General features: G+C 45.8%; 28 protein-coding genes and 1 riboswitch. Of the genes, 5 read left to right on the forward strand and 23 right to left on the reverse strand.

Annotation, left to right across the window (positions count from 1 at the left end; translation table 11 throughout):
- Window positions 1-219 precede the first annotated feature (219 nt).
- From gcvT to comGA, 9 genes are all read right to left on the reverse strand, one after another.
- Window positions 220-1,317: a glycine cleavage system aminomethyltransferase GcvT gene (gcvT, locus tag DIJ65_RS11175; RefSeq protein ID WP_117302268.1), complete on the reverse strand. Its 1,098-nt coding sequence runs from the start codon at window positions 1,315-1,317 to the stop codon at window positions 220-222.
- A gap of 140 nt (window positions 1,318-1,457) precedes the next feature.
- Window positions 1,458-1,549, reverse strand: a riboswitch (glycine riboswitch).
- 142 nt (window positions 1,550-1,691) lie between these two features.
- On the reverse strand, window positions 1,692-2,204 hold the full coding sequence (locus DIJ65_RS11180) for a shikimate kinase (RefSeq protein ID WP_117302266.1): 513 nt from the start codon (window positions 2,202-2,204) through the stop codon (window positions 1,692-1,694).
- Between the two features lie 23 nt (window positions 2,205-2,227).
- Window positions 2,228-2,431 (reverse strand): hypothetical protein, encoded by a 204-nt coding sequence (locus DIJ65_RS11185; RefSeq protein WP_117302264.1) that lies wholly within the window; start codon window positions 2,429-2,431, stop codon window positions 2,228-2,230.
- Window positions 2,412-2,864 (reverse strand): ComGF family competence protein, encoded by a 453-nt coding sequence (locus DIJ65_RS11190; protein ID WP_117302262.1) that lies wholly within the window; start codon window positions 2,862-2,864, stop codon window positions 2,412-2,414. Before DIJ65_RS11190 ends, DIJ65_RS11185 begins: the two co-directional genes overlap by 20 nt.
- A complete protein-coding gene (locus DIJ65_RS11195) occupies window positions 2,852-3,184 on the reverse strand; it encodes a hypothetical protein (RefSeq protein WP_117302260.1) in 333 nt (110 codons plus the stop codon). Before DIJ65_RS11195 ends, DIJ65_RS11190 begins: the two co-directional genes overlap by 13 nt.
- Window positions 3,141-3,635, reverse strand: a complete 495-nt coding sequence (locus tag DIJ65_RS11200; RefSeq protein ID WP_117302258.1) for a type II secretion system protein — start codon at window positions 3,633-3,635, stop codon at window positions 3,141-3,143. Before DIJ65_RS11200 ends, DIJ65_RS11195 begins: the two co-directional genes overlap by 44 nt.
- Window positions 3,566-3,886: a competence type IV pilus major pilin ComGC gene (comGC, locus tag DIJ65_RS11205; protein ID WP_117302256.1), complete on the reverse strand. Its 321-nt coding sequence runs from the start codon at window positions 3,884-3,886 to the stop codon at window positions 3,566-3,568. The genes DIJ65_RS11200 and comGC overlap by 70 nt, the downstream gene beginning before the upstream one ends.
- Before the next feature lie 13 nt (window positions 3,887-3,899).
- On the reverse strand, window positions 3,900-4,943 hold the full coding sequence (gene comGB, locus DIJ65_RS11210; protein ID WP_117302254.1) for a competence type IV pilus assembly protein ComGB: 1,044 nt from the start codon (window positions 4,941-4,943) through the stop codon (window positions 3,900-3,902).
- Window positions 4,897-5,940 (reverse strand): competence type IV pilus ATPase ComGA, encoded by a 1,044-nt coding sequence (comGA, locus tag DIJ65_RS11215; RefSeq protein ID WP_117302252.1) that lies wholly within the window; start codon window positions 5,938-5,940, stop codon window positions 4,897-4,899. The genes comGB and comGA overlap by 47 nt, the downstream gene beginning before the upstream one ends.
- Window positions 5,941-6,235: 295 nt before the next feature.
- Between comGA and DIJ65_RS11220 the strand changes: the two genes are divergently transcribed.
- Window positions 6,236-6,478 carry a DUF2626 domain-containing protein gene (locus DIJ65_RS11220; RefSeq protein WP_117302250.1) on the forward strand — a complete coding sequence of 81 codons (243 nt, stop codon included), beginning with the start codon at window positions 6,236-6,238 and terminating at the stop codon, window positions 6,476-6,478.
- A gap of 63 nt (window positions 6,479-6,541) precedes the next feature.
- Here DIJ65_RS11220 and DIJ65_RS11225 read toward each other — a convergent pair whose 3' ends face one another.
- The gene (locus tag DIJ65_RS11225) at window positions 6,542-7,180 is read right to left on the reverse strand and encodes an MBL fold metallo-hydrolase (RefSeq protein WP_117302248.1); all 639 of its coding nucleotides are present in this window, start codon (window positions 7,178-7,180) and stop codon (window positions 6,542-6,544) included.
- A gap of 154 nt (window positions 7,181-7,334) precedes the next feature.
- On the opposite strand from DIJ65_RS11225, the gene DIJ65_RS11230 reads away from it, so the two are divergent.
- Window positions 7,335-7,520 (forward strand): DUF2759 domain-containing protein, encoded by a 186-nt coding sequence (locus DIJ65_RS11230; protein ID WP_117302246.1) that lies wholly within the window; start codon window positions 7,335-7,337, stop codon window positions 7,518-7,520.
- A gap of 101 nt (window positions 7,521-7,621) precedes the next feature.
- On the opposite strand, the gene DIJ65_RS11235 is transcribed toward DIJ65_RS11230, so the two are convergent.
- From DIJ65_RS11235 to DIJ65_RS11295, 13 genes are all read right to left on the reverse strand, one after another.
- Entirely contained in the window at window positions 7,622-9,535 is a 1,914-nt protein-coding gene (locus tag DIJ65_RS11235; RefSeq protein ID WP_117302244.1) for an LTA synthase family protein, read from the reverse strand.
- Between the two features lie 192 nt (window positions 9,536-9,727).
- Window positions 9,728-9,919, reverse strand: coding sequence for a YqgQ family protein (locus DIJ65_RS11240; protein WP_117302242.1), 192 nt, complete (start codon window positions 9,917-9,919; stop codon window positions 9,728-9,730).
- Complete coding sequence (locus DIJ65_RS11245) at window positions 9,916-10,491, reverse strand: 5-formyltetrahydrofolate cyclo-ligase (protein WP_117302240.1); 576 nt, start codon at window positions 10,489-10,491, stop codon at window positions 9,916-9,918. Before DIJ65_RS11245 ends, DIJ65_RS11240 begins: the two co-directional genes overlap by 4 nt.
- Window positions 10,492-10,551: 60 nt before the next feature.
- Complete coding sequence (gene rpmG, locus DIJ65_RS11250; RefSeq protein WP_084226083.1) at window positions 10,552-10,701, reverse strand: 50S ribosomal protein L33; 150 nt, start codon at window positions 10,699-10,701, stop codon at window positions 10,552-10,554.
- 225 nt (window positions 10,702-10,926) lie between these two features.
- A complete protein-coding gene (gene phoU / locus DIJ65_RS11255; RefSeq protein ID WP_071152128.1) occupies window positions 10,927-11,586 on the reverse strand; it encodes a phosphate signaling complex protein PhoU in 660 nt (219 codons plus the stop codon).
- Between the two features lie 18 nt (window positions 11,587-11,604).
- Entirely contained in the window at window positions 11,605-12,435 is an 831-nt protein-coding gene (gene pstB, locus DIJ65_RS11260; RefSeq protein WP_117302238.1) for a phosphate ABC transporter ATP-binding protein PstB, read from the reverse strand.
- A gap of 18 nt (window positions 12,436-12,453) precedes the next feature.
- On the reverse strand, window positions 12,454-13,332 hold the full coding sequence (gene pstA, locus DIJ65_RS11265) for a phosphate ABC transporter permease PstA (RefSeq protein ID WP_071152129.1): 879 nt from the start codon (window positions 13,330-13,332) through the stop codon (window positions 12,454-12,456).
- A gap of 1 nt (window position 13,333) precedes the next feature.
- A complete protein-coding gene (gene pstC, locus DIJ65_RS11270) occupies window positions 13,334-14,260 on the reverse strand; it encodes a phosphate ABC transporter permease subunit PstC (RefSeq protein ID WP_071152130.1) in 927 nt (308 codons plus the stop codon).
- A gap of 67 nt (window positions 14,261-14,327) precedes the next feature.
- Window positions 14,328-15,278 carry a PstS family phosphate ABC transporter substrate-binding protein gene (locus tag DIJ65_RS11275; protein ID WP_071152131.1) on the reverse strand — a complete coding sequence of 317 codons (951 nt, stop codon included), beginning with the start codon at window positions 15,276-15,278 and terminating at the stop codon, window positions 14,328-14,330.
- A gap of 183 nt (window positions 15,279-15,461) precedes the next feature.
- The gene (locus DIJ65_RS11280; RefSeq protein ID WP_117302236.1) at window positions 15,462-17,669 is read right to left on the reverse strand and encodes a peptidoglycan D,D-transpeptidase FtsI family protein; all 2,208 of its coding nucleotides are present in this window, start codon (window positions 17,667-17,669) and stop codon (window positions 15,462-15,464) included.
- Between the two features lie 114 nt (window positions 17,670-17,783).
- Complete coding sequence (locus tag DIJ65_RS11285; RefSeq protein ID WP_071152132.1) at window positions 17,784-18,392, reverse strand: superoxide dismutase; 609 nt, start codon at window positions 18,390-18,392, stop codon at window positions 17,784-17,786.
- A gap of 110 nt (window positions 18,393-18,502) precedes the next feature.
- Complete coding sequence (locus DIJ65_RS11290; protein WP_117302316.1) at window positions 18,503-18,982, reverse strand: DUF456 domain-containing protein; 480 nt, start codon at window positions 18,980-18,982, stop codon at window positions 18,503-18,505.
- A gap of 129 nt (window positions 18,983-19,111) precedes the next feature.
- Entirely contained in the window at window positions 19,112-20,743 is a 1,632-nt protein-coding gene (locus tag DIJ65_RS11295) for a Na/Pi cotransporter family protein (protein WP_071152133.1), read from the reverse strand.
- Between the two features lie 170 nt (window positions 20,744-20,913).
- Here DIJ65_RS11295 and DIJ65_RS11300 point away from each other — a divergent pair, with 170 nt between their 5' ends.
- The 3 genes from DIJ65_RS11300 to DIJ65_RS11310 all read left to right on the forward strand — a co-directional run bounded on the left by DIJ65_RS11300 (window position 20,914) and on the right by DIJ65_RS11310 (window position 23,303).
- Window positions 20,914-21,423 carry a DUF1189 family protein gene (locus tag DIJ65_RS11300; protein WP_084226084.1) on the forward strand — a complete coding sequence of 170 codons (510 nt, stop codon included), beginning with the start codon at window positions 20,914-20,916 and terminating at the stop codon, window positions 21,421-21,423.
- Window positions 21,424-21,572: 149 nt separating this feature from the next.
- A complete protein-coding gene (gene ispG, locus DIJ65_RS11305; protein ID WP_117302234.1) occupies window positions 21,573-22,694 on the forward strand; it encodes a flavodoxin-dependent (E)-4-hydroxy-3-methylbut-2-enyl-diphosphate synthase in 1,122 nt (373 codons plus the stop codon).
- Between the two features lie 12 nt (window positions 22,695-22,706).
- Window positions 22,707-23,303, forward strand: a complete 597-nt coding sequence (locus tag DIJ65_RS11310; protein ID WP_117302232.1) for a hypothetical protein — start codon at window positions 22,707-22,709, stop codon at window positions 23,301-23,303.
- Window positions 23,304-23,795: the final 492 nt, after the last annotated feature.

Below are 23,795 nucleotides of genomic sequence, written 5' to 3' on the forward strand. Positions count from 1 at the left end.
GTAGCCGATATTCCGCAAAACAGCTCCGAAGACATTAGCCATCGCTTGCGAGGCTAAGTCTTTGCTGTTTTGCTCCATATCTCTAGAGATTTCTCTAGCGCCGGCGCGCCTCCGGACTGGGCGAAGCAATAAGACAAGTGTTCTTCTTGGCTTATTGCGGGAGCTTTGTCCAAAGCGCCGAAGCGGTTTAAATAAAGTTATATCATTGATTCGACTTAATTAATTGCTGCGCTTATAAAATGGTGTTTGGACTGTAACTGCTTTTAACCGCTTGTTGCGGATTTCAACTTCGAGTTCCTGGCCGAGTTCAGCGTGTTCTGTCGCAACGAGGGCAAGGCCGATGTTTTTCTTCAATGTAGGAGATTGGGTGCCAGTGGTCACTTCTCCGATTCTTTCGTCATTCAAATAGACGGAATAGCCGTGGCGCGGAATGCCTTTGTCGATCATTTCAATGCCGACAAGCTTGCGCGGAACGCCGCCTTCTTTCTGAGCGGCCAGCGCCTCTTTCCCGACGAAATCTTCTTTTGCCAGTTTCACGACAAAATTGATGCCTGCTTCTAGTGGAGAAATGTCTTTGGTCAGCTCCTGGCCATAAAGCGCAAGGCATGCTTCGAAACGCAATGTATCACGGGCACCAAGGCCGGCAGGAATGACGCCGTCCTCTTTGCCTTCATTCAGAATTTCCTCCCATAACGCTATGGAAGCTTCCGGAGAAGCATAAATCTCGAAACCATTTTCTCCAGTATAGCCCGTACGGGAAAAGAGAACCGGATGGCCGGCAATTACAACGTCTTTTTTAAAACGGAACGGCCTGATATCGGACAAGTTTTCATCGGTCAGCCGTTGAAGCACTGTCTCAGCAAGCGGCCCCTGCAGAGCAAGCAAACCGTATTGATCGGAAACATTTTCCAGTGTGACACCGTCAATCGATTGCTTTTGCATCCACTCGAAATCCTTTTCGATATTCGAGGCGTTGACGACCAGCATGTAATGTTCTTCGTCAAAGCGGTAAGTCAGCAGATCATCGACCGTTCCCCCGTCCGGATAGCACATTGCCGTATATTGCGCTTGCCCGTCTTTGATTTTGGAAATATCGTTGGTCAGAAGGTTTTGAAGGAATGCCAGGCTGTTGGGACCGGAAACCAGAATCTCCCCCATGTGCGAAACGTCGAAAAGCCCCGCTTTTGTTCGCACAGCTTCATGCTCTTCTTTGATGCTCGAAAACTGCACCGGCAACTCCCAGCCACCGAAATCGATCGTTTTTCCTCCATACTGCGCGTATGACTCAAATAAAGGTGTGCGTTGTAATTCTCCCATTCATCTTCCTCCTCATTTAACAGATGCCATAAAAAAAGACAGAGATTTCCCCATGAAGGGAAATCTCTGTCCTGGAACCTGAAAGTTTACCGTTACGGTTTTCCTCTTTGGTAGCTGCACTGCAGCGTTCTCCAGAGATGCGTCCGGCACGAGTCTTTTTGCCTGAGAGATTCATGGCCTTTGCCACTTGCTCCTTCGGCGACGCTTTCGCGTTCTCTCCCCGTGCTTTCATCCGCCCAAATCAAAACGTTTGGTCCATAGCGCTATACAAATTTCGTATAACTTCGTCTATATCCTAACATTATTGAAGGGTAAGCGCAATCTTTTTTACGCAATCCCACAAAACACGAACATTTAATCACAAGTAATATTTATCATCCGCCTTTTAACCGATTTACTTGAAAAGCGGCATATTGTGTAATTTGCCGCAAAGTACGGAATTCGGTGCGGATGGTGATGTGAGCTGCCGCCTTGTAATGCGGATAGCGGGATTTGTATAGAGTCTCAATCTGCTCTTTGGTAGAGTTAACGACAATGGGCCGTTTCGGATCTTTATGAATCCGCCGCCAAATTTCGCGGAACGGTGCGTCGAGAAACAGCACAAGACCCGTCCGGCGCATGATCTTGCGGTTGATTTCCCGCATAGCAACACCGCCGCCTGTGGAAATGATGCATTCCTCTTCCTTCAGGTTTTGCAGGAATTGCGTTTCCAGCCCCCTGAAATACGCCTCTCCGTGATTTTCGAATATCTGCGCGACAGTCATGCCCATCTGCCGCGCAATTTCCTTGTCCATATCGTAATAAGGCATCTTCAGTACAAAACTGAGCCTTCTGCCCACTGCGCTTTTGCCGCATCCCATGAATCCGACCAAATATATTCTTTTCATCCAACCACCCGATACTACCCTAATCACTCAGGAATTTTATTTTTCTCGATTTCTGCCAGTAGTTGTATAGTAGCATGCCGGTGCATATTTTCCAATGCGTCATATGTTTTATAATGCTGGCCATATACAGCCCCGGCGTGCGACATGACGATTAATGCCGACAGAAAAAATATGAGAGAGACAGGATAGACGGCGGCTTTCTCCGACTTAAGGACTTGTAATGGCATACTCGGCCCTCTCTTCCAAGCCATTCGACAGCAGCGCCGTGATGTGCAGCACATCCCCTTCCACGCTGAAACTGCAACGGCTGATACCCGTCATCATAATTTCATGTCCCTGGTTGTATTTTTGCTTGCGGATATATGTTCCATACACTTCGATATCATATTCGACGCCGTTGCGGACAATCCTCAAACCCGTTCCCTCATTAATGATCCGAACAGAATCGGTGGCTGCCAGATAGCTTTGGAGGTCTGCCGTAAAAAGGCGCCACTCAATTTGCCCCGATTCCATACTCTTCATATATTCTGCTGAATACAAATAGAATAGGATGATGAGCGGCATCAGAGTCGCCAGCAGCAACAGATCAAGCAAAGCATTATAGTAAACAAAGCCTTGTTCCTTTGATGTTTCGGCGGTTCCCTTTTTTACTCTGCGCATACGGTCACCGGCATGAAGCGATAGTTGTTATAGGAAACGCACAATTCGCTGTTGAACTCCCACGTGTAAATAGTGCCATTCACCGCCCGCCGGCCGGATGATGAACCAGTCGCCAGAATTGTCCTGGCCGCTTCATGCATTGTCTCATAAGCCGTTGCCTGCATTTGCTTGTCATCCAGCGTCTGCTGCATTTTCTGCATTAACGGCAACAGCGTACCAAAAAGCATGAAAATGATCATCAGGCTGAGCATTGTTTCAGCCCAGGATATGCCTTTTTCACCCAGAGAATACCACCCTTCCTTTGCCCAGATGGACGACAATCGTTATTTCTCCCTTGCTGGTACCGAACCGGAGCGTTCCTGAATCCATCACGGAGCCCGTCGACCAGTAAACGATTTCAGTCAAATTGCTTGTTGGTTTCAAAGTAACCGTCACTGGCATTTTCCGTGACGAAAGCGGGTTATAGATGTCTTTTACAATATCGTACCGGCCCAAGTCAGGCCGAAAGACCAGGGAAACGGAACTTCCCGAACGGTAGGCTTCACTTTGCGCAAAATAAATATCGTTTCTCAGCAGCTGGAAAAAACGCCGCTCTTCTTTCTCAGCAGAAATCTGGTTGTACGCCGGCAAACCGATGCCCATGCCCGCCATCAGAATTGCCAGGACGATGACAACTTCCAACAGCGAAAAGCCCCTGTCGTTTAAACTGCCGGTTCTGATGATGATACGACCCCATCCACAGAAATATTGACGACATCTCCGTTCGGGCAGTTTGTTTCATCCGCTTTCAAGTAGCCTGCCGCCACCAAGTCCGCCATCGTCGGAATCGCTTTTTCATCCATTCTGTAGGATTCCACCTGTCCCTGGACCATCTGGACAAATGCCTTGCAGCCTTTTTCGTCGACAGCGGACGTTTGTTTCGAAACATTTGGTATTGCAATAGCGATCAGAACGGTGATGATGAGCATGACAATCAACATTTCAATCAATGTAAAACCTTTTTGGTTTTTCAGTTTTTTCATTTTCAATTCCTCCTCAAATGGTATGGACCAAATTATACATCGGCAACAGGATCGCCAGATAAGCCGCGACAATACAGGCTGCTATAATGACGAAAAAGGTGGGTTGGATGATTTTCAGCCATTTTTGGGTTAGCTGTTCAATCTGCTCCATTTGCACCTCACTGTAGAGAATCAATTCCTTCCCCAGGTATCCGGTCAACTCCCCGTGCCGCAGAAATGCCGGCATATCTCCGGACAGAATGCCAATCCTTTCGACTGCCGTGGACATGGACTGTCCGAGAATGATTTCGGATTCTGCGGCCACCGCAATATAGCGGATGACCTCATGGTGGTTCTGTTCGCGCAGCACCCGCAGGGATTCCTGCAAGGAGACTCCGCTGTGAATCAGCGTGCCAAGTTCCCGGGCAAGCAGGTGGGACCAATAGAGCCGGATATAGCTTCTGATAACCGGAATGCGCAAAAGCCAGTCAATTTGCCTCGTTACCGGCTGCATCTTCAGCAGTTTCGAGAAAACTGCCGCTCCTGCCAGACAGATTGCCATAGCAGCGATAAACAGATCCGGCAATTTCAACAGGTATGCAGGCACTCCTTTGCCCCCATCTCCTGTTTGCAGCGACGCCATCAGCTCCGACAGATTCGGAACATAATTCATCCGAAAAAAAAGGAACAGCAACGAGGTGAACACAAGAAGCGATACCGGATAGACTAGAATATTCTTCAATTTCATCCTCACCTGTTCCGTTCTCCCATAGCTTTTGGCGATGCTTTCCAGAGATTCCGACAAACGGCCATGATGTTCCGCTATTTCGACCGGAAACAGCACACCCTCCCTGAAGCCGAGGAACCTCAACAATTCCGCTGCATTTCCGCCGCTTTTCAAAATTACGGTGAGTCCGGCTTCCGCAGCATCCAGTTGCTTGCTGTGGATGGGAAGCAGAAGATTCAGCGCAGTCGGCAGTAAATACCCCTCATTTAACAGGACAGCGAGCCGCGCAAGAAAACGGCCGCGTTCACGCAGGTGAATCTTCGGAGGTTGCTTCCTGGCGGTCAAACGCACCAATGGTCACCCCTTCCCGTATTTGCCCGGTGAACGAAAGGCGGTCGGGAAGTGCATAATCCCGGTTTTCCCTGGCAGCTGCCAGGGCTTCCGCCAATCGGTTGCCGTGCAGGATTTCATACAAAGCGCGATAAGAAGCTTGTTGATCGCCTATTTCAGCATAAACCGGCAATATACGCTGCGCAGAAACCGCTATCAAGGTCTGCGACATGTCTTCATGGGATATCCCCAGATCCTTCAGCCGGTGAATACAGCCCACAGAGTGTCTGGCATGGATCGTCGAGAAGACGAGATGGCCGGTCAAAGCTGCCCGAACAGCGATCTGTGCGGTTTCAGCATCCCGGATTTCGCCAATCATGATAATATCGGGATCGTGCCGGAGAATCGCCCTGAGTCCTGCGGCATAATCAAGGCCTGCTTTTTCATTGACCTGAATCTGCAGGATTGCCTGGTTTTTCCGCTCCACTGGATCTTCCAGCGTAATGATGTTGCGGTTCAGTTTGTCGGAACAATGTTTCAGCAGAGAATACAGCGTTGTTGATTTACCGCATCCGGTTGGCCCCGTCAAAAGGATCAGCCCTTGACCGGCTTCTGACAGCTGTTCAAGCAGCCGCGCAGAATCCCGGAAAGCCGCAAGTTCGCGGATCGGCTTTGCCGCTTCATCCGGCATGATACGGATAACAATACTTTCTTTGGTCAACACGGAAGGCAATGTGGAGATACGAAAATAATAGGATTTGTTTTCTAGAAGAAGATGGAAAGAGCCGGTTTGGGGTTTTCTTTTTTCACTCATGTCCAAAAGGGATAGGTATTTGAAATAAGCAATCATCCGACCGCCGAAATCAAAGGGGATTTGTGTCACTTGCCGCAAACCTTCGAAGGAGCGGAAAGAAACATTATAGCAAGAAGGTGCGGGTTGGATGTGGATATCGGTTGTGCCGCATTGGGCTGCTTTTTGCAGAAGATCGACACATTTTCTTTCGATAATTTCCTGCATAAACTCCTCCTTTATGAATTGGAACAGCGCCGCCCCGCTGTTCACACATAGTATAACCATGCTTATGGGGGAAGGAAACAGTTTCTTCCAAAATAATTATTTGACCCCCTGTTTTCCGCCCAAAAATGATTTTTGGACCATCAGTACGTATTTGCAAATCCACTTCCCCAGTTTTTCATTTGCCAAATTACACCGGTTTGTCACAAAGAAAGACCAACTCGCGGTTTACACATCCACTCGTTTTCCTATATAATAAACAGGAGATTATTGTGTAGTGTCAAAGGAGGGATTACCCATGAATAACATGTTTAAATTAATGGGATGGTGGACTGGGATTTTTGCAGTTCTGTTTTATGTAGGCGATATGGTGGAAGTTTCTTTATTGATGGTTGCCAATACCGGCTTGTTCGTGCTTCTAGGATTCTTAAATATTTCTGAGCGTATGTATATGTATATCTTCGCAGCTTACTTAACAGTATTCTTCGTTGGCTTCACATACTACTCAACTTTCATCCATATTCCGGGTGGAGGACATTAATCAACTTAATGAACAGAAAAAAGCGGCCAGCATTGGCCGCTTTTTTCTATTTGATCCCCTTATTCAAATCTCTCTGAGAAACGGGTTGCTGCTGCTTTCAGCTGCAGGAGTTGTATCCGGTCCGTGGCCAGGGAACAGTACGGTTTCCGCAGGAAGCGTCAATAGTGATGACCGGATCGACTGCAATAGCTTCTTTTCAGATCCACCGATAAGATCAGTCCTGCCTATGCTGCCGCGGAACAGGGTATCCCCCACAATGGCAAAGCCTTCTTCTTCAAAAGAGAAAGTGACACTGCCCGGGGAATGTCCCGGCGTATGCAGCACGTCCATTTGAAAAGACCCGATTGCCAGCTCTTTTTCATCCGTGAGCAGAATATCTGCCGCTTTTACCCGGTAATCCGGCACAGCGGCGTATTTGCCCGAACCATTCAGGTTAGGCCGGCCAAGCCAGTCCTGTTCGAGACTATGGAGATAAACCGGAATTCGATAGGATTCCCTGACTTCGTCCACGGCCCCTATATGGTCGAAATGGGCATGTGTCAAAAGAATCCCCTGCGGAGAAAGACCGCGTTTTTTCAAAAGTCCCTGTATCTTATCCGCTTCTTCACCCGGATCAAATATGAGTGCTTCTTTTCTATCGTTCGAGACGATATAACAATTCGTCTGGACGGGACCAAGTTCCAATTGTTCAATTTTCAGCATTGATTTCACCTCCATCAGATTATATCATGCCTGCGGATCATTTGAATGTTCATGGGAATGCCATTTTTCACGCTCGACAAACTCTCCAAAATTCATTACAATAGTAGAGAACAAGACGGCACTGGCTGTTAATGTTGAAGGGAGTGTCCTATATATGGATTCAGGTTGGCTGTTAGTAATCATTTTTGGCCTCATTGCTATTTTGGCAGCAGTAGGAACTGTACAGACATTGAAAAACAAAGAAGTATTAGGATTTTTATTTAATTTTGGAACTTTTGCTATTTTTGGAGCCTTTGCAGTAGCTACTGCAATCACTCAAGGTTTTCCAGCACCGATTTAATTCAAAAAAACCTGCCGCAGACATCTGCGGCAGGTTTTTTTAGGAATATTTTCAGTGGAACATAAAAAAACGGATCCGGTTTTATGCGGATCCGTTTTTGTTTATTCGATTTCGTCGATGTTTTCTTCTGCTTCCTCCGTGAGAAGCGCTCCAGTCTCTTCATCGTAAAATCTCAGCAAATCACCATTGATGATGGCTTCCGAGTAATCCAGTTGCTGCACTGAACGTTCGATGAACGGTTCACAGGCAACAGGATCATCGATTTCCCCTGTTTCGCTGTCATAACAGGTTCCTGCGGCGTATACGTTTTCGTCAGTTACAAAGCGGCCATCACGGAACACTGTGAATTCTTCGTACTCTTCCGAAAACAGGTCGTCACCGAATTGAATATCATCATCTGATTCCAAGCCCATCAGGTTCAGAATCGTTGGACGCATATCAATTTGGCCGCTGACTTTTTCGTCGACATAGCCTTCGCCGTATCCAGGGATGTGCACAAACATCGGCACTTTCTGAAGTTGGGCATTTTCATAAGGTGTGATTTCCTTGCCAAGATATTGGGACATCGCCTCGTTATGATTTTCGGAGATACCATAATGGTCGCCGTACATAACGATTATGGAGTTTTCATACAATCCTTTTTCCTTCAGATCATCAAATAACTCCTTGACCGCTTCGTCAAGATATCTTGCGGTCTGGAAATATCGGTTTAATGTACCGGAATTTGAATCGAATTCGGAGATGTACTTGTCTTCCTCATCCAAATAGAAAGGATGATGGTTGGTTAATGTGATTAACCGGCTATAGAACGGCTGAGGCATTTCGGCCATATGCTCGACCGACTGCTCCATGAAAGGAGTATCCTTCATCCCCCAGTTCACAGCTTCGCCTTCTCCGATAGTAAAGCTTGCAACATCCTGGAATTCATCAATGTCCATGGCTTTGTACATGATATCGCGGTTCCAGAAGCTCCCCGTATTGGCATGCTGCACATTCGTGAAATATCCATTTTCGCCTAATTTCTCCGCCATCGAATTATAGGTGTTTCCGCTGTGGGTGAAGAATACAGCACTGCCTCCCCGCGGATAAAGGGAATTTTCCAAAAGGAACTCCGAATCGGACGTTTTCCCGAGGCCCGTCTGGTGATAGAAATTAGGGAAATAAATCGTATCTTCATCTTTTGTCAGATCGTTCATGAATGGCGTAATGGTCTCGCCGTTCATTTCGTTATTCATCACAAAAGTCTGAAGCGATTCAAGCGTGACTACGATCAGATTGCGGTCTTCAGCAATGCCGTGCATCTCCTCGGATGGTTCTGCCTGTGTGGAGCTGACATAATTGGTCACTTCCACCAATTCAGAACCGTTCGCCAATGCACGCTGAGCCTGAGATTTCGACTGGACATAAACATCATACAGATGATAATTATACATCCCGATATTTTTGACCAGCATTTCACGGTCGAAACTGCGGGTCAACAATTGTGGACGTTCAGCTTCCGCAAGCCCGAGGTTAAAGAACATCAAAGCGGCGGACAGGATGAAGTAAGCTTTTCTCTGCACTGAAGAAATGTTTGAAGTGATTTTGACTGTCGGCAGGAATTTAACCGCCAGCAGGACGATTAAAAAGTCAGAGAAATAGAAGATGTCTGTCCAGAAAATACTGGCTGCCGCACTGGATTTCAGATCGCCAAAATTCTGTGTCTGAAAAAGCAGTGGCAACGTGATAAAATCACTGAAAAACCGGTAAAACGCCACATTCCCGTACAGGATGGCCGAAGTGATTAAAGTCATGGCCAGCAAATAGCGGTTTTTCGCCTTTTCACTCTTGAAGAACAGCACTGCTCCGTAGAGAAACAGCAGCAGGCTCAGAGGGTTTATAAATAAGATGAACTCCTGCAATGCATTGTCAATGGTGATTGAAAATGCAGTCTTATACACAATGTAGGTTTTTAACCACGTTGCGATGATTGCGATTGCAAGAATCGAATGTTTTGGCCATTCTTTTTTCAACATCCAGCACATCCTCCTCTTGATGCCTTTTCCAAAGTTACATTTTTCATTGGGTATCAAATCCGTTTCATTTGAATGTAAAAAATCAGTAAATCATTTTCCGTTTATACTTTAAAGATTTATACTGCCTCAACATACTACTTACCCTCTAGTAGACGGATGAAACACCAAAAAGTTTCAAAACCTGCCCAAAATTCAGCGTTTTTTATTTTGCTCGCTCCGCAGGATCAGCAAGGCAGCAGAAAATTCCTTAGCGCTGATAAACTGCAGCCGGTAAAGCTCCCTGATTTCTTCTTCCATTAAATGAAGGTCGGCCTTACGATCGGCTGTGTAAATGATTGTTCCGTACCTTTTCAGCAACTGCATGACATCGTACAGGCTTTTCATCGCTCCACCTGCCCTTTGTCCAGGCATCCATTTTCTGTGCAGATGCGCTCGACCGGCAAATCATGTGCTTCGACAGGTACGGCGTCCACGAGCTGGCTGGCGAAGGCCAGCGACCGGGTCGGTCCATTATACCGGGTCAGGTAGCGGTCATAATAGCCGCCGCCGAATCCGATGCGGTAACCGTCCGCAGAAAACAGGACACCCGGCACTATCAGCAGATCAATTTGTTCCGGAGCCACTTCCTCTGTCAATTCGACAATTGGTTCTTTCAGCTTCATATATACGGTCTCCAATTGAACGGGATCGTCGACCAGCCGGAAAGTCATTACCTTTGTAACCGGATCACATTTCGGCACGGCTGTCTTTTTGCCGGACTCCCAGCATTTCTCCAAAAGCCTGCGGGTGTCTACTTCGGGATAAGCCGAAATTGTCGTGCCGATGACAGCAGCTTCTTTAAATACCGGATCATCCAGAAGAAAATCGATGATTGCATCCGATTTTTGTTTATGTTCTTTGGCATCCATATTTTTTAATAACCTGATCATTTCTTTGCGCTGGCTTGCTTTATCCATAACAGACTCTCCTTTTAAAAGAAAAAAGCCAAAACCCTGGAGGTTTTGGCGGTCCATTCATTACTTTGTTTCACGGTGTACAGTCATTTTTCTTTCACGTGAGCAATATTTTTTCATTTCAAGACGCTCAGGGTTGTTGCGCTTATTTTTAACAGTGCTGTAGTTACGTTCGCTACATTCTGTACAAGCTAAAGTGATGTTTACACGCATCGGTTTCCCTCCTAATTCTTTCAAAGATCATTTTTAAATAAGCAAGATCTATACGACTTAATTATTATAGCATATATCACCATAAAGTCCACATAAATAAATCCTGAAACAATAATTTTATTTCATGTAAAAAATAATTAAACCACAGGGCTCTCCAGTCAGGTGTTTTCTCTCCAGCACTACCATAAAAAAAACCGGTGAGGTCTTCTCCCCACCGGCCGACTGTTATTTATTCAAATCGTAATGTCTGCCTCGCACAAGATAGAATAACTGCTCCGCGATATTCGTGGCATGGTCTGCCGACCGTTCCATATAACGCCCGATAAAGGCCAATTGAGTAATCTGCCTTATTTTTTCCGGGTTTCCGCTGCCTGCCAACATCAACTCCGTCAGGACTTCGCCGTACAGGTCATCCACCTGATCATCAATTTCTGCAATTTCCCGCGCCTTTGAAACATCTTCTTCCACGAATGCATCAATGACCTGCAGAAGCATGGTGGTCGCCAGTTTGTGCATTTTTTCAATTTGGACAATTTGGACCAAATGTTCTTCTTTTCCGAGTCGGATTGTTTCTTTCGCGATGTTGACCGCGTAATCTCCGACGCGTTCCATATCACTTGCTACTTTGATGATGACGATCAGCCTGCGCAAATCCGTTGCCACCGGTGCCTGCCTTGCAATCAGCAGGATGACGCGGTCGTTGATTTCTTCTTCGAGGCGGTTGATCTTTTCATCTTCTTCAATTACTTCCAGGGCTGCATCTATATCATGATTGAGCAAAGCGCCGACCGATTTCCCAAGTGCATTAACTGCCATATTGCTCAACTGGATCAATTGGTCCTGGGAAGAATATAATTCTGAATCAAATTTTTCACGTACTGACAAAATAGAACGCTCCCTTTCTTAACCGAACCTGCCGGAAATATAGTCTTCTGTGCGCTTGTCTGATGGGTTGGAGAAAATAGTATCGGTATTATCATACTCGATCACTTCCCCGTTCAGGAAAAATGCTGTTTTATCAGAAATACGGGCAGCCTGCTGCATATTGTGTGTCACGATGATGATGCTGTAATCTTTTTTCAATTCCTGGACAAGTTCTTCAATTTTCAGGGTTGATATCGGATCAAGTGCCGATGTCGGCTCATCCATCAGGATAACATCCGGTTCAATTGCCAATGCCCGTGCGATGCAGATTCGCTGCTGCTGGCCGCCGGAAATGCTGTAGGCGTTTTCGTTCAGCCGATCCTTCACTTCGTCCCAGATGGCTGCACCGCGAAGACTCTTTTCCACGATTTCATCAAGGATTTTCTTGTTTTTGATGCCATGGATACGAGGTCCATATGCAATATTATCGTAAATGGATTTCGGGAACGGGTTCGGCTTCTGAAAGACCATTCCCACGCGTGTACGCAATTCTTCCACACTGTAATCTTTATCAAAGATATTTCTTCCTCGGTACATAATCTGGCCGGAAGTCTTTACATTCGGTACCAGTTCAACCATGCGGTTCAAGGTTTTCAGATAGGTCGATTTCCCGCAGCCCGAAGGTCCGATGATTGCAGTAACTTCATTTTGCTTAATATCCAAATCAATATTCTTCAGCGCGTGATTATCACCATACCAAAGATTCAATTGTTTCGTATCATAGACAGAACTTGTTGATGTTGCCTGAGAACTCTCCTGTTCCAGGCCTGCCGTTTTGCTTCTATTGTTTATTGCTTGCGTTGTTGACATAGTAGAACCCCTTCCACTCTAATAGCGTTTCTCAAATTTATTGCGGATAAATACTGCCACTGAATTCATTAAAAGAAGAACACTCATCAGTACGATTATCCCAGCAGCGGCAACTTGTTGGAACTCCTGCTGCGGGCGGCTCGACCAGTCGTAAATCTGCATCGGCAAGGCGGTGAATGTATCCATGACACCTTCCGGTAAAAATTGAATGATAACCGGTACACCGACTACGATTAATGGAGCTGTTTCACCGATAGCCCGCGATAACGCCAGAATACTTCCTGTAAGGATCCCTGGAATAGCAGCCGGCAGAATGATTCTGACGATCGTCTGCCATTTCGTAGCACCCATGCCGTACGAAGCATCACGCAATTCACCGGGAACCGAACGGATCGCTTCCTGCGAAGCTACAATTATCACTGGCAGGATTAACAGACTCATAGTAAAACCTGCTGCCAGAATGCTGTTTCCAAGTGCCAGCGCGCGGACGAATATGGTGAGTCCCAGCAAACCAAAGACGACCGATGGCACGCCTGCAAGATTTGAAATGTTCATCTGGATAAATGTCGTGATGCGATTTTTTCCAGCATATTCTTCCAGATAAATTGCTGACCCTACTCCTAAAATAATTGAAGTGGGTGCCACGACCAGCATTAACCAAATCGATCCTACAAGCGCCGCTTTAATGCCTGCTTCTGCTGGAAACCTCGAAGCAAAATTTGTGAGAAAATCGATTGACAGATGGCTTGCGCCTTGTGAAACGATCTGGTACAGCAGGATAACCAAGGCCAGTAAAGCTGATAACGTTGCAAGAAGAAATATCGACTTGAAGAGTTTATTGACAACATTTCTTCCGTTCATGCGCTTAACAACAATGTCGTGTTCAATATATCTCATATCAATACTCCTCTCTGAAACGCTTGGAAACGTAATTGGCCAATATGTTCATTACCAGTGTGAAAACAAATAGTGTGAATCCTACCGCATAAATTGAATAATAAATTGTTGTGCCATAACCCGCATCGCCTTTTGAAACCTGGACGATGTAAGCCGTCATTGTTTGAATCGACCCTGTGAAATCTCCGTCAAACTTTGGAGTAGATCCGGCAGCGAGGGAAACGATCATCGTTTCACCGATGGCACGTGATATTGCCAGCACGACTGAAGCGATAATGCCGGAAATTGCTGCCGGCACAGTGATTTTCATTGCTACTTCAAATTTAGTGGAACCCATTGCCAGTGCACCGTCGCGGATGCTTTTTGGAACCGAAGACATGGCATCCTCGGAAAGCGATGCAATCATCGGAATGATCATGATTCCCACGACAATCCCGGGGGAAATTGCGTTAAATATTTTAATCTCAGGAAATATGCTTTGAAGAAGCGGTGTAACAAATGTCAAAGCAAAGAATCCATAGACGATTGTGGGAATGCCTGCCAGAACTTCCAACACAGGCTTTATGACTCGCCGCACATTGTCCGTTGCATACTCACTCAAGTATATGGCTGCCGATATGCCGATTGGCACTGCAACCACTATGGCGATAAGAGTGATCTTCAATGTCCCGACGATAAGCGGCAGGATGCCGAATTGAGCATCCAGGTTTGAAAATGGCAGCCACGTCGTGCCAAATATGAATTCAATGAAGGAAACTCTTGTAAAGAAAGTGACTGTTTCAACAATCAATGTAAGCATAATGCCGATTGTTGTCAGTACAGATACCGTCGCTATAAGGAATAACAGAACCGGTATCATTTTTTCCACGAATTTTTTGCTTTTCTTGCCTTTCGACTGCGCGATCATTTCCTGCACAGATTGTCCCATAACGAAACCCCTTTCGCACCCAAAAGGTGAGCAACTTTTGCTCACCTTGAATCTGGACTATATCCAATTATTTTAAAGCTTCAAGTTTTGCCAATTGTTCTTCGTATTCTTCATCTGCCAATGCCACATAACCGACTGCCTGCGCCATTTCACCGGCATGTTCAATTGTGTATTGCATGAAATCGTATGCTGCTTCGTTTTCACTCATTGATGAGTTTTTCGCATAAACGAATAGTGGTCGTGATAACGGTGCGTATTCACCTGATTCGATTGTTTCGTCATTCGGTTCTACTCCGTCGATTGGAACCAATTTCAGCGTATCCTGGTTCGCAATATAGTACGCGTAACCGAAGAATCCGATTGCGTTCTCATCACCCTGGATTCCCTGTACCAACGTATTGTCATCTTCTGAAAGCGTTGCTGTGCTTTCAATATCTCCTTCTTCAAGAATCACTTCATTGAAGTAATCGTAAGTTCCTGATGCCGTTCCTGGTGCGTAGAAGATAACTTCTTCTTCTGGCCATTCAGGATTGATGTCAGACCACATTTTCGTCGAGCCATCTTCGACCCACAGTTTCTTCAGCTCGTCGACTGTAAGGTTATCAACAAAATCATTTTCCGCGTTGACAACTACTGACAGACCGTCATACGCCAACAGGAGTTCTGTATAATCGATTCCGGCTTCTTCAAGCGCGGCTATTTCTTCTTCTTTTATCGGACGCGATGCATTGGAGAAATCCGTTTCACCCTGCATGAACTTTTCGAAGCCTCCGCCTGTTCCAGAAACACCGACGGTCACTTGAACACCTGGTTGAGCTCCCGCATATTCTTCAACGATGCCTTCCAGAATCGGCGCTACTGTAGATGATCCATCACCAATTACTGAACCTTCAACTTCACCGGCTGTTGATGAACCATTTTCTTCAGTTCCGCCGCCTTCATCTGTACCTCCGCATGCTGCCAGAAGTAAAGTCGATCCGAGAATTGTTGAAGCCATTTTGAATTTCCAGTTTTTCATCTGTTACGCCCCCATATGATTTGTTTTGTTTACATTCCTAACTATATAGAAGGTTTGTTGAGGACATATGGAGCCAATGTTAAGAATTTGTAAATGCATGGACAAGGGAAACCCGTTGATTTTCATAAATGAATTTTCCCATGAAAAAACCGGCCTGCAAGGCTGCAGGCCGGTTAAGGAAGTTTATTCCTCATCGATATCGATTGGATCTTCTTCCCCTTCTTCAATTACTTTATTCGAATAAGGGGGTTTGATGACGGAAGGCGGTTGTTCCGACTTCGTTTCGCGCAGCTCGAAATATTTATCGAGTGCAGCGCGGACAATTAAGTTACTGGTAGGCGGTACTACCCGAGTATCAGTTGTGATATATGGAATCATCACCGCATAGGCAACTTCGGGATTCTCATAAGGTGCAAATCCGACATGTGTAGTGGTAATGGAAGGTTTTTTATAGAAAGGGTTAGTTTTGTCATCATAAAATGTTACTTCCGCAGTTCCAGTTTTACCGGCAGCGGTATAGTCAGTGTCGTTGAAATAGGATCGTGCAGAACCCTGGCTCCCGACATAGACATTGCGCATACCTTTTTTAAGATGATCAATTTCTGCCTGCGAGCTGCCTATACGGTTCATAATCTTCGGTTCGATTACCGTTTCCACAGCACCAAGATTCTCACCATCAGTTGAAGCGCCGCGAATTTCTTTCACGAGATGAGGCTCCATCCGGTAGCCGTCATTTGCAATTGTTGATATATATTGTGCCAATTGCATAGGCGTGTAAGTATCATATTGTCCGATTGCAAAGTTAAGCAACGAACCCCCTTCAGTGGAACCCCCTCTAAAACCAGTTCCTTCAAAAGGAAGATCGATGCCCGTTTTCGCTCCAAGCCCAAACTGGGCAAATGAATTGCGCATCACGTCAAAACTTCTTGATGGAATATTAATCGGTTCATCATATGCATAGGTTTCATTGGCTATTTTTAATGCAATCTTGAACATATAAACGTTGGATGAACGTTCAATCGCCTTTAAATCGGTCATGGCGATTCTATTGTAAAGCGTTTTATTAAAAATTGAACGCTTCAATGTTGTTTCGCGAATCTTCAAAGGTTCGTCGATTAACGTTTCGCCCATTTTTACGGCACCCTGGTCATATCCGGTCAATAAGGTCGCACCTTTTATCGAGGAGCCGACTTCATACGCAGCTGTAACAGCTGCATACGAAAGATCGTTTACAACCATTTTCCCGTTGTCGTCACGGTCAATTCGCTTGCCGACCATTGAAAGGATTTCACCAGTGTGTGGATCCATCATGACCAGATAGGCATCCCGCACCAACTGAGAATTAGGTCCCGCTTTCAGCTCACGCAAATGCTTTTCGACTATACCTTCTACTGAAGACTGCAATTCACTGTCAATTGTCAACATTATATCTTTGCCCGGCTTGCCTTCATCAGAAGGGATTGTCTCAATGACACGGCCCCTGCCGTCCGTTATATTTTTGACAACGGATTTCTGCCCCTGCAGAACTTCTTCGTATTGCTGTTCCAGGAAGCTGGTTCCTACGCGGTCATTGCGTGAATAATCACGAGCCAGGAAATATTCCAATTTACTGGATGGTATACCCTGTTCGGGGGTCGTCGTGCTGCCGAGAATTGTCAGGTCACTTGTTTTCACGCGCTTCCAATCAGTGATTGTATTGACACCTTTTAATTTCGGGTCGGTGAGCCTTTCAGAAACCCGGGCAAATTCTTCCGGAGACACTCCTTCGTTTTTGATGATTTGGGGTGATAGAGCATAGCCGGAGGTCATTTCACGGAAAATCGCCAATGTTTCAATATCTTCAGCGGTCAGGCTGGCCATTTCTTCTTCCGTAATTTTTTCGCGAATCAGGTTGTCTAGCTTCCGCTGTTTTTCCTTTTCCGTAATTTCCTCATTACGGATTGCTGCGCGTTCTTCATCCGTCACTTTTTCTGTTGCTTCTTTGGTATTGAGCAATATATAAAAATCCTGTTTGTCACGGGTAGTTACACGTTTATCATCTTTTTCTATCAATTTCGCAAGTTCCCTGGCAGTTTCCAGCATTTCGGAACGTTTTGTGGTCTGCATCGCAGTATATGTAATGGCGTTGACAGGGTCATTATCTACCAGGACCCGGCCTTCGCTGTCAAAAATACGTCCCCGTGGAACACTGGTGTTGACCGGCACTTCTTCGGTTCTCGCCAAAGCGCGCGCATAATCTTCACCTTTTACGATCTGCAAATATCCAAGCCGTAGGATCAGCATCGAAAATAGCAGGAAAATGGAGAAAAAAAGGACATTCATGCGAAAGACGGTATGGGATTTCAGCTTGGATTTTGCCTGGCTTACTCTCCTTTTGGTGGGTTGGGTCATTTTTATGAAGGGCTCCTCTCGGTGAAATATCCACAAGCTAGTATATCATCGAACAATAAAAAACACACACTTTTTCAGACGAAAAAGTGTGTGTCAGGTTTCATATAACTTGAATTATTTTGCAGCTTCGTAGCGTTTTGAAACTTCATCCCAGTTTACTACGTTCCAGAAAGCAGCCAGATAATCCGGGCGTTTGTTCTGGTATTTCAAGTAGTAGGCATGTTCCCATACGTCCACTCCAAGAATTGGCGTCTTGCCGTCCATCAATGGTGAATCCTGGTTGGCCGTAGAAGTAACTTCCAGCTCACCGTTTGAAACAGTCAGCCAAGCCCAGCCAGAACCGAAGCGTGTTTTGCCGGCATTTTCGAATTTCGTTTTGAATTCGTCAAAGCTGCCGAATTTGCTGTCGATTGCTTCAGCAAGTGCACCTGATGGAGCGCCGGTGCCGTTCGGAGTCATCAATTGCCAGAACAATGAATGGTTGGCATGTCCTCCGCCGTTGTTGCGCACAGCTGTACGGATATCTTCAGGGACAGCGTTCAGATCAGAAATCAATTCTTCAACAGATTTTGAAGAAAGATCGTCGTGGCCTTCCAAAGCGGCGTTTACATTCGTGATATACGTATTATGGTGTTTTGTGTGATGGATATTCATCGTCTCTTTGTCGATGTGTGGTTCAAGTGCGTCATACGCGTAAGGTAATTGCGGTAATTCATATGCCATGATTAAATTCCTCCTTGAGTCTATTGTTCTACTTTCCTAGCGTATCAAAATTTACAGATTGATACAATTAAAATGCATGAACAACCATTTTAATCAGACCTTTGACTGAGTCAAGCCACTATAAAGAACAAAATGACCATAACGAGCTGGATAATGCCTTTGGTGAAAACGGAAGTGATGAAGCCCACCACCGAACCGATTCCCGACCAAAAAGCTTTTTTAAGATTGGAGCGATTGAAAATCAGTTCCGCACCGATTGCTCCGATAAAGGGCCCTATTATGATACCGATGATCGGCAGTACAAACGGGCCGATGATCAGACCTGCAATGCTCCCCCAAAACCCGGCCCGCGACCCGCCGAACCTTTTGACGGTATAGGCATTGGACAGGGCGTCTGCGCTGAACAGCAATCCGACAAACAGCAATTGGATCAACCAGAACCACCAGGGCAGATCTGCAAAATCGAAAAACAGTCCGTACATAACGAAGCCGCCAAAAATGAACAGCACCGCCGGAATAACAGGATATATCAAACCGATAAAACCGATTACAAAAAACAGCAGGACAACGATCCACCCTATCACTTCCAATGTTTCCATAGCAGTTCCTCCCCCAATAAAAACTCCCTTCCATCGTGCCTCACATTATTTAAAATGTAAAGAAAGATGAAAGGGAGAAGCTGTCATTATTTTAATTTTCTGCAGGAGCTGCTGCTCCCCTTAAGCCCGGTTGCCAAGAATCGCTTCAGCGATATTCACTGAATGGTCCCCGACCCGTTCAAGATTGCTGACAATATCAACAAACACGATTCCGGCCTGTGCTGAACAAGCGCCTTCTGTGAGACGGAGAATGTGTTTCTTGCGGAATTTCCGCTCCATCTTATCAATCAGGTCTTCCTGCTCTGCAACTTCACGGGCAAGTTCATGGCTTGTCGTATCAAGTGCATCCAAAGCTTTTTGGACGGTTGCAATCGTCAAAGTGAACATTTCTGTCAAATCTTCCATTGCATCGTCTGTAATATTGACGCGGTTATTGACCTGGTAGTCGATCAATTCGATAATATTTTCAAAATGGTCACCAATCCGTTCGATATCGCGTACCGTCTCCATCAGCACTGTATGGCGCGTTGAATCTGCTGAAGAGATGGACTCTGCGGAAATCAGGACCAGATAATCCGTAATTTTGCTGTCCAGATTATTTATGGCATCTTCCAGTTGATAACCCGTTTCGGCATTTTTGGTGTTTTTCGTTTTAAGGTATTCAAATGTTTCCTGTAGTCCCTGCACAGAATATTGGCCCATGCGAAGGATCTCTTCTTTTGCCTGTCCGAGCGCAATTGAAGGCGATTGCTCAATGAAATGCAAATCGAGGTGCTTCGGCTTGAATTCGACCGTCACTTCATCCCCCGGTATCAATTTCGTTACAAGATAAGCCCAAAGGCCGATCAGCGGAAATTGGATGATTGTATTGGCCACGTTAAACGTACCGTGTGCAAATGCAATTTCCATTTTCGGATCCAGTCCGAGAGTGATTGCCAACCATTCCACATAAGCCGTGAATGGAACCAGCAAGATTATGAATATGACGGATCCTATAACATTGAACAGGACGTGTACTGCTGCTGCGCGGCGCGCTGCAACGGAAGCTCCGAGTGCAGCCAGAATTGCTGTAACGGTTGTACCAATATTATCGCCGAACAGTACCGGCAATGCTGCATCCAGGTCCAACAACCCCTCAGCGTATAAGCCCTGGAGAATGGCCACGGTCCCACTTGAACTTTGGACGATGAATGTTACAAGCGTCCCGACCGCAACTCCCAAAATCGGGAATTCACTAAGGTTGACAGTCCAATCGATGAAGGCTGGCAACTCGCGCAAAGGTTTCATTGCCCCACTCATCGTATCCATTCCGAAGAACAAGCCCCCGAAACCGAAAATTACCTGTCCGATATTCTGAATCTGATTTTTCTTGAAGAAGAAAATCAAGAAGGCACCTGCCGCCATGATTGGCAGCGAGTAGGCGCCGACATCGAGTCCGATGATGAACGCAGTAACGGTTGTACCGATATTCGCTCCCATGATGACACCGATTGCCTGGCGCAAAGTCATGAACCCTGCGCTTACCAGTCCGACGACGATAACAGTCGTACCAGAGCTGGATTGAATAAGAATGGTTACGATAATACCAACCAGAACACCCATGAATGGATTGGTCGTAAAGCGATCCAATATTTCCCGGAGTTTATCCCCTGCTGCTTTCTGTAAAGCGTCCCCCATATACTTGATGGAGAATAGGAATATACCAAGTCCACCAATGAAGGTGAGTAGTATTTCTTGCCAGTTCATTTCCACGATTCACAATCACTCCTAGATTAGCTTTATTGACACCCTGTCTATTATGAATAGTCCACCATGCAATTGTAAATACCCTTAATAAAAATTTACATTCCCGTAACAAACCATAGATTTTTATAAAATTAATATCATGCTACTATATTAATATAGATGAAAGGAAGATGACCGTGAATATATTTCAATTGCTGAAGGCCAGTTTACTGGAACCTAAAAAGCAGGCTGCCGTCAGGATATTGCCAATCGGGAAAATAATGCGGTTTGTATTCCTGTTTATCCTGCTGCTGACAATTGCCGCCTTTGTCGAGTTTACCATTGGTTTAAATGAGGTATCAGGCGATTTGGAAGGTTTGCTGGTATATATAGAAGAAATTGAATGGCTGCTCTATCCACTAGCCTTTATCCTGCTGTTTGTTTCGACTACTCTTTATCATTTCATCAAGATCAGTTTGTTTGCCTGGATCGGTATAGCGCTCGTGAAATGGCTGAAACGCCGCGGGGAATACCGGCAGTTGTGGCGAACCGCAGCACTCGCCGTCACATTTCCGACAATCTTGTCGTTTGCAACCGGTTTTCTAGTGGAAAATCAATGGCTTCCGCTTCTTATGTCCCTGCTGACGATCGCCTATCTGTATCTGGCCGTTACGTATTACCCCAAGATGCCGGCAGTGCGCAAATAGCGGCCCGACCGTTCTTTCTTGTATTTTACAGGCCTTGACTGCTAAAATAACAATAGGCATCAGTCAGAGTCGGCGAGGATTCCCATCCTCCGAAATCCGGCAGAACAAAAGCGGGACCGGCTGGAATATCCCAAAAGGAGAGATTATCGATGAGTGAAACCATTCACCGTTCAAAAACACGCCCCGTAAAAGTTGGAGACATAACAATCGGCGGCAGCAATGAATTATTTATACAAAGTATGGCTACAACAAAAACACATGATGTGGAAGCGACGGTCGCTGAAATTCTTCGTTTGGAAGAAGCGGGCTGCCAGGTTGTCCGCGTCGCATGTCCGGACGAACGTGCCGCATATGCAATCGGCGACATAAAAAAACGCATCAACATCCCGCTTGTTGTCGATATCCATTTTGACTATAAATTAGCGCTGATTGCAATTGAACAGGGTGCTGATAAAATCCGCATCAATCCGGGCAACATCGGGCGCCGCGAAAAAGTCGAAGCGGTCGTCAATGCCTGCAAAGCAAAAGGCATCCCAATCCGCATCGGCGTCAATGCCGGTTCATTGGAACGCAAAATTCTGGAGAAATACGGCTACCCGACAGCTGACGGGATGGTCGAATCTGCACTTCACCACATAAAAATCCTGGAAGACCTTGATTTCCATGACATCATCGTGTCGCTGAAAGCATCGGACGTCGGCCTCGCCGTTGAGGCATACGAAAAAGCATCGAAAGCTTTCGATTACCCGCTGCATCTTGGCATTACAGAGTCCGGAACATTATTTTCCGGAACGGTGAAATCAGCTGCAGGCCTTGGTGCTCTGCTGCAAAAAGGCATCGGCAATACTTTGCGTGTTTCGTTGAGCGCAGACCCTGTCGAAGAAGTTAAAGTGGCGCGTGAAATGCTGAAAGTTTTCGGACTTTCGTCAAACGCTGCAACCCTGATTTCATGCCCGACATGCGGACGCATCGAAATCGATCTGATCACAATTGCCAACGAAGTCGAAGAATACATCTCCCATATCAAAGCCCCGTTGAAAGTGGCGGTTTTGGGTTGTGCGGTAAACGGTCCCGGAGAAGCGCGTGAAGCGGATATCGGCATCGCGGGAGCCCGCGGAGAAGGTTTGCTCTTCATGAAAGGGAAAACGGTCCGCAAAGTCCCTGAAGCTACAATGGTAGATGAATTGAAAGTGGAAATTGATAAACTTGCGCAGGAATATTTCGACAAGCAAGCCGCTGAAAAAGCGGAAGCTGAAAAACAACAAGTTTAAGGTAGTGATGCTATGAGATATCGTTTCGGAATTGATATAGACGGGACGGTTACATGTCCCACATCGTTGATCCCACATATAAACAAGCAATTTAACAGTGAATTGACACTGGACGACATCAAAGAGTACGATCTGACATCCGCCCTTCCCCATCTGGAGCCCGGAGAATTTTACTCCTGGTTCCGAAAAGCGGAGTCCACCATTTATGCCTCATCCCCTGTTTCCGACAATGCCAAAAGCATTCTGAATCAGTGGAAGGAACAATATGAGTTATTCTACATTTCCGCCCGGGGCGATAATGTATCGGAAATCACATTGGAATGGTTCCAAAAACACGCCATTGCTTACGACCATATTGAATTGATCGGCACGCACAAAAAGATTGAAACAGCGAGAAAGCACAATGTCGACCTGTTTTTTGAAGACAAGCATGACAATGCTGTTGAAATCAGTGAAGAGCTGGATATTCCTGTTGTGTTGTTCAACACTCCATACAATCAGGAACCGGTTCCTGATAAGGTTATCCGCGTTTATGACTGGCTGGAAGCTGAACAATGGGTTAAAAATGAATTTGGTGTGCAAAACATATTAACAAATCAACTGAAATAGCAAAAAGCCGATTGCAATTGCAATCGGCTTTTTTTAAACTATCTAGGATATATTAGTCTCCTTAATCATTTCGCTATAGGCGGACGCTTCATTCTTATTCTATTTCGAAATTGAGAGTCTCCTTCTTGAAAATTACTTAAAAGATAACTCTATTGGATAGAAAACTTTCTGAGATATGGAGCAAAACAGCGTAGACGCCCAGGGGACCAAGCGAAGTGCTGAGATCCACTCGGGCGAAGTGTAGCGAGTCCGAGTTAGCTCAGCGCGAGCCCCCAGGCAAGCGAAGCTGTTTTGCGCAATATCCATTTAAACTAAATCTTTCTCAATTAGCAAAAAGCCGATTGCACAATTTGCAATCGGCTTTATTTGGTGTGCCCGGCATGGGCGTAATCTATAGGGTGCGAGTCCCGAACTGTGAAGGCAGAAGTAACAGTTAGCCAAGCGCAAGGGTGTCCACGGCGACGTGGAATCTGAAGGAAGCGGGCGGCAAAC

The sequence above is a fragment of the Planococcus salinarum genome, assembly GCF_007004625.1.
GTDB lineage: Bacteria > Bacillota > Bacilli > Bacillales_A > Planococcaceae > Planococcus > Planococcus salinarum.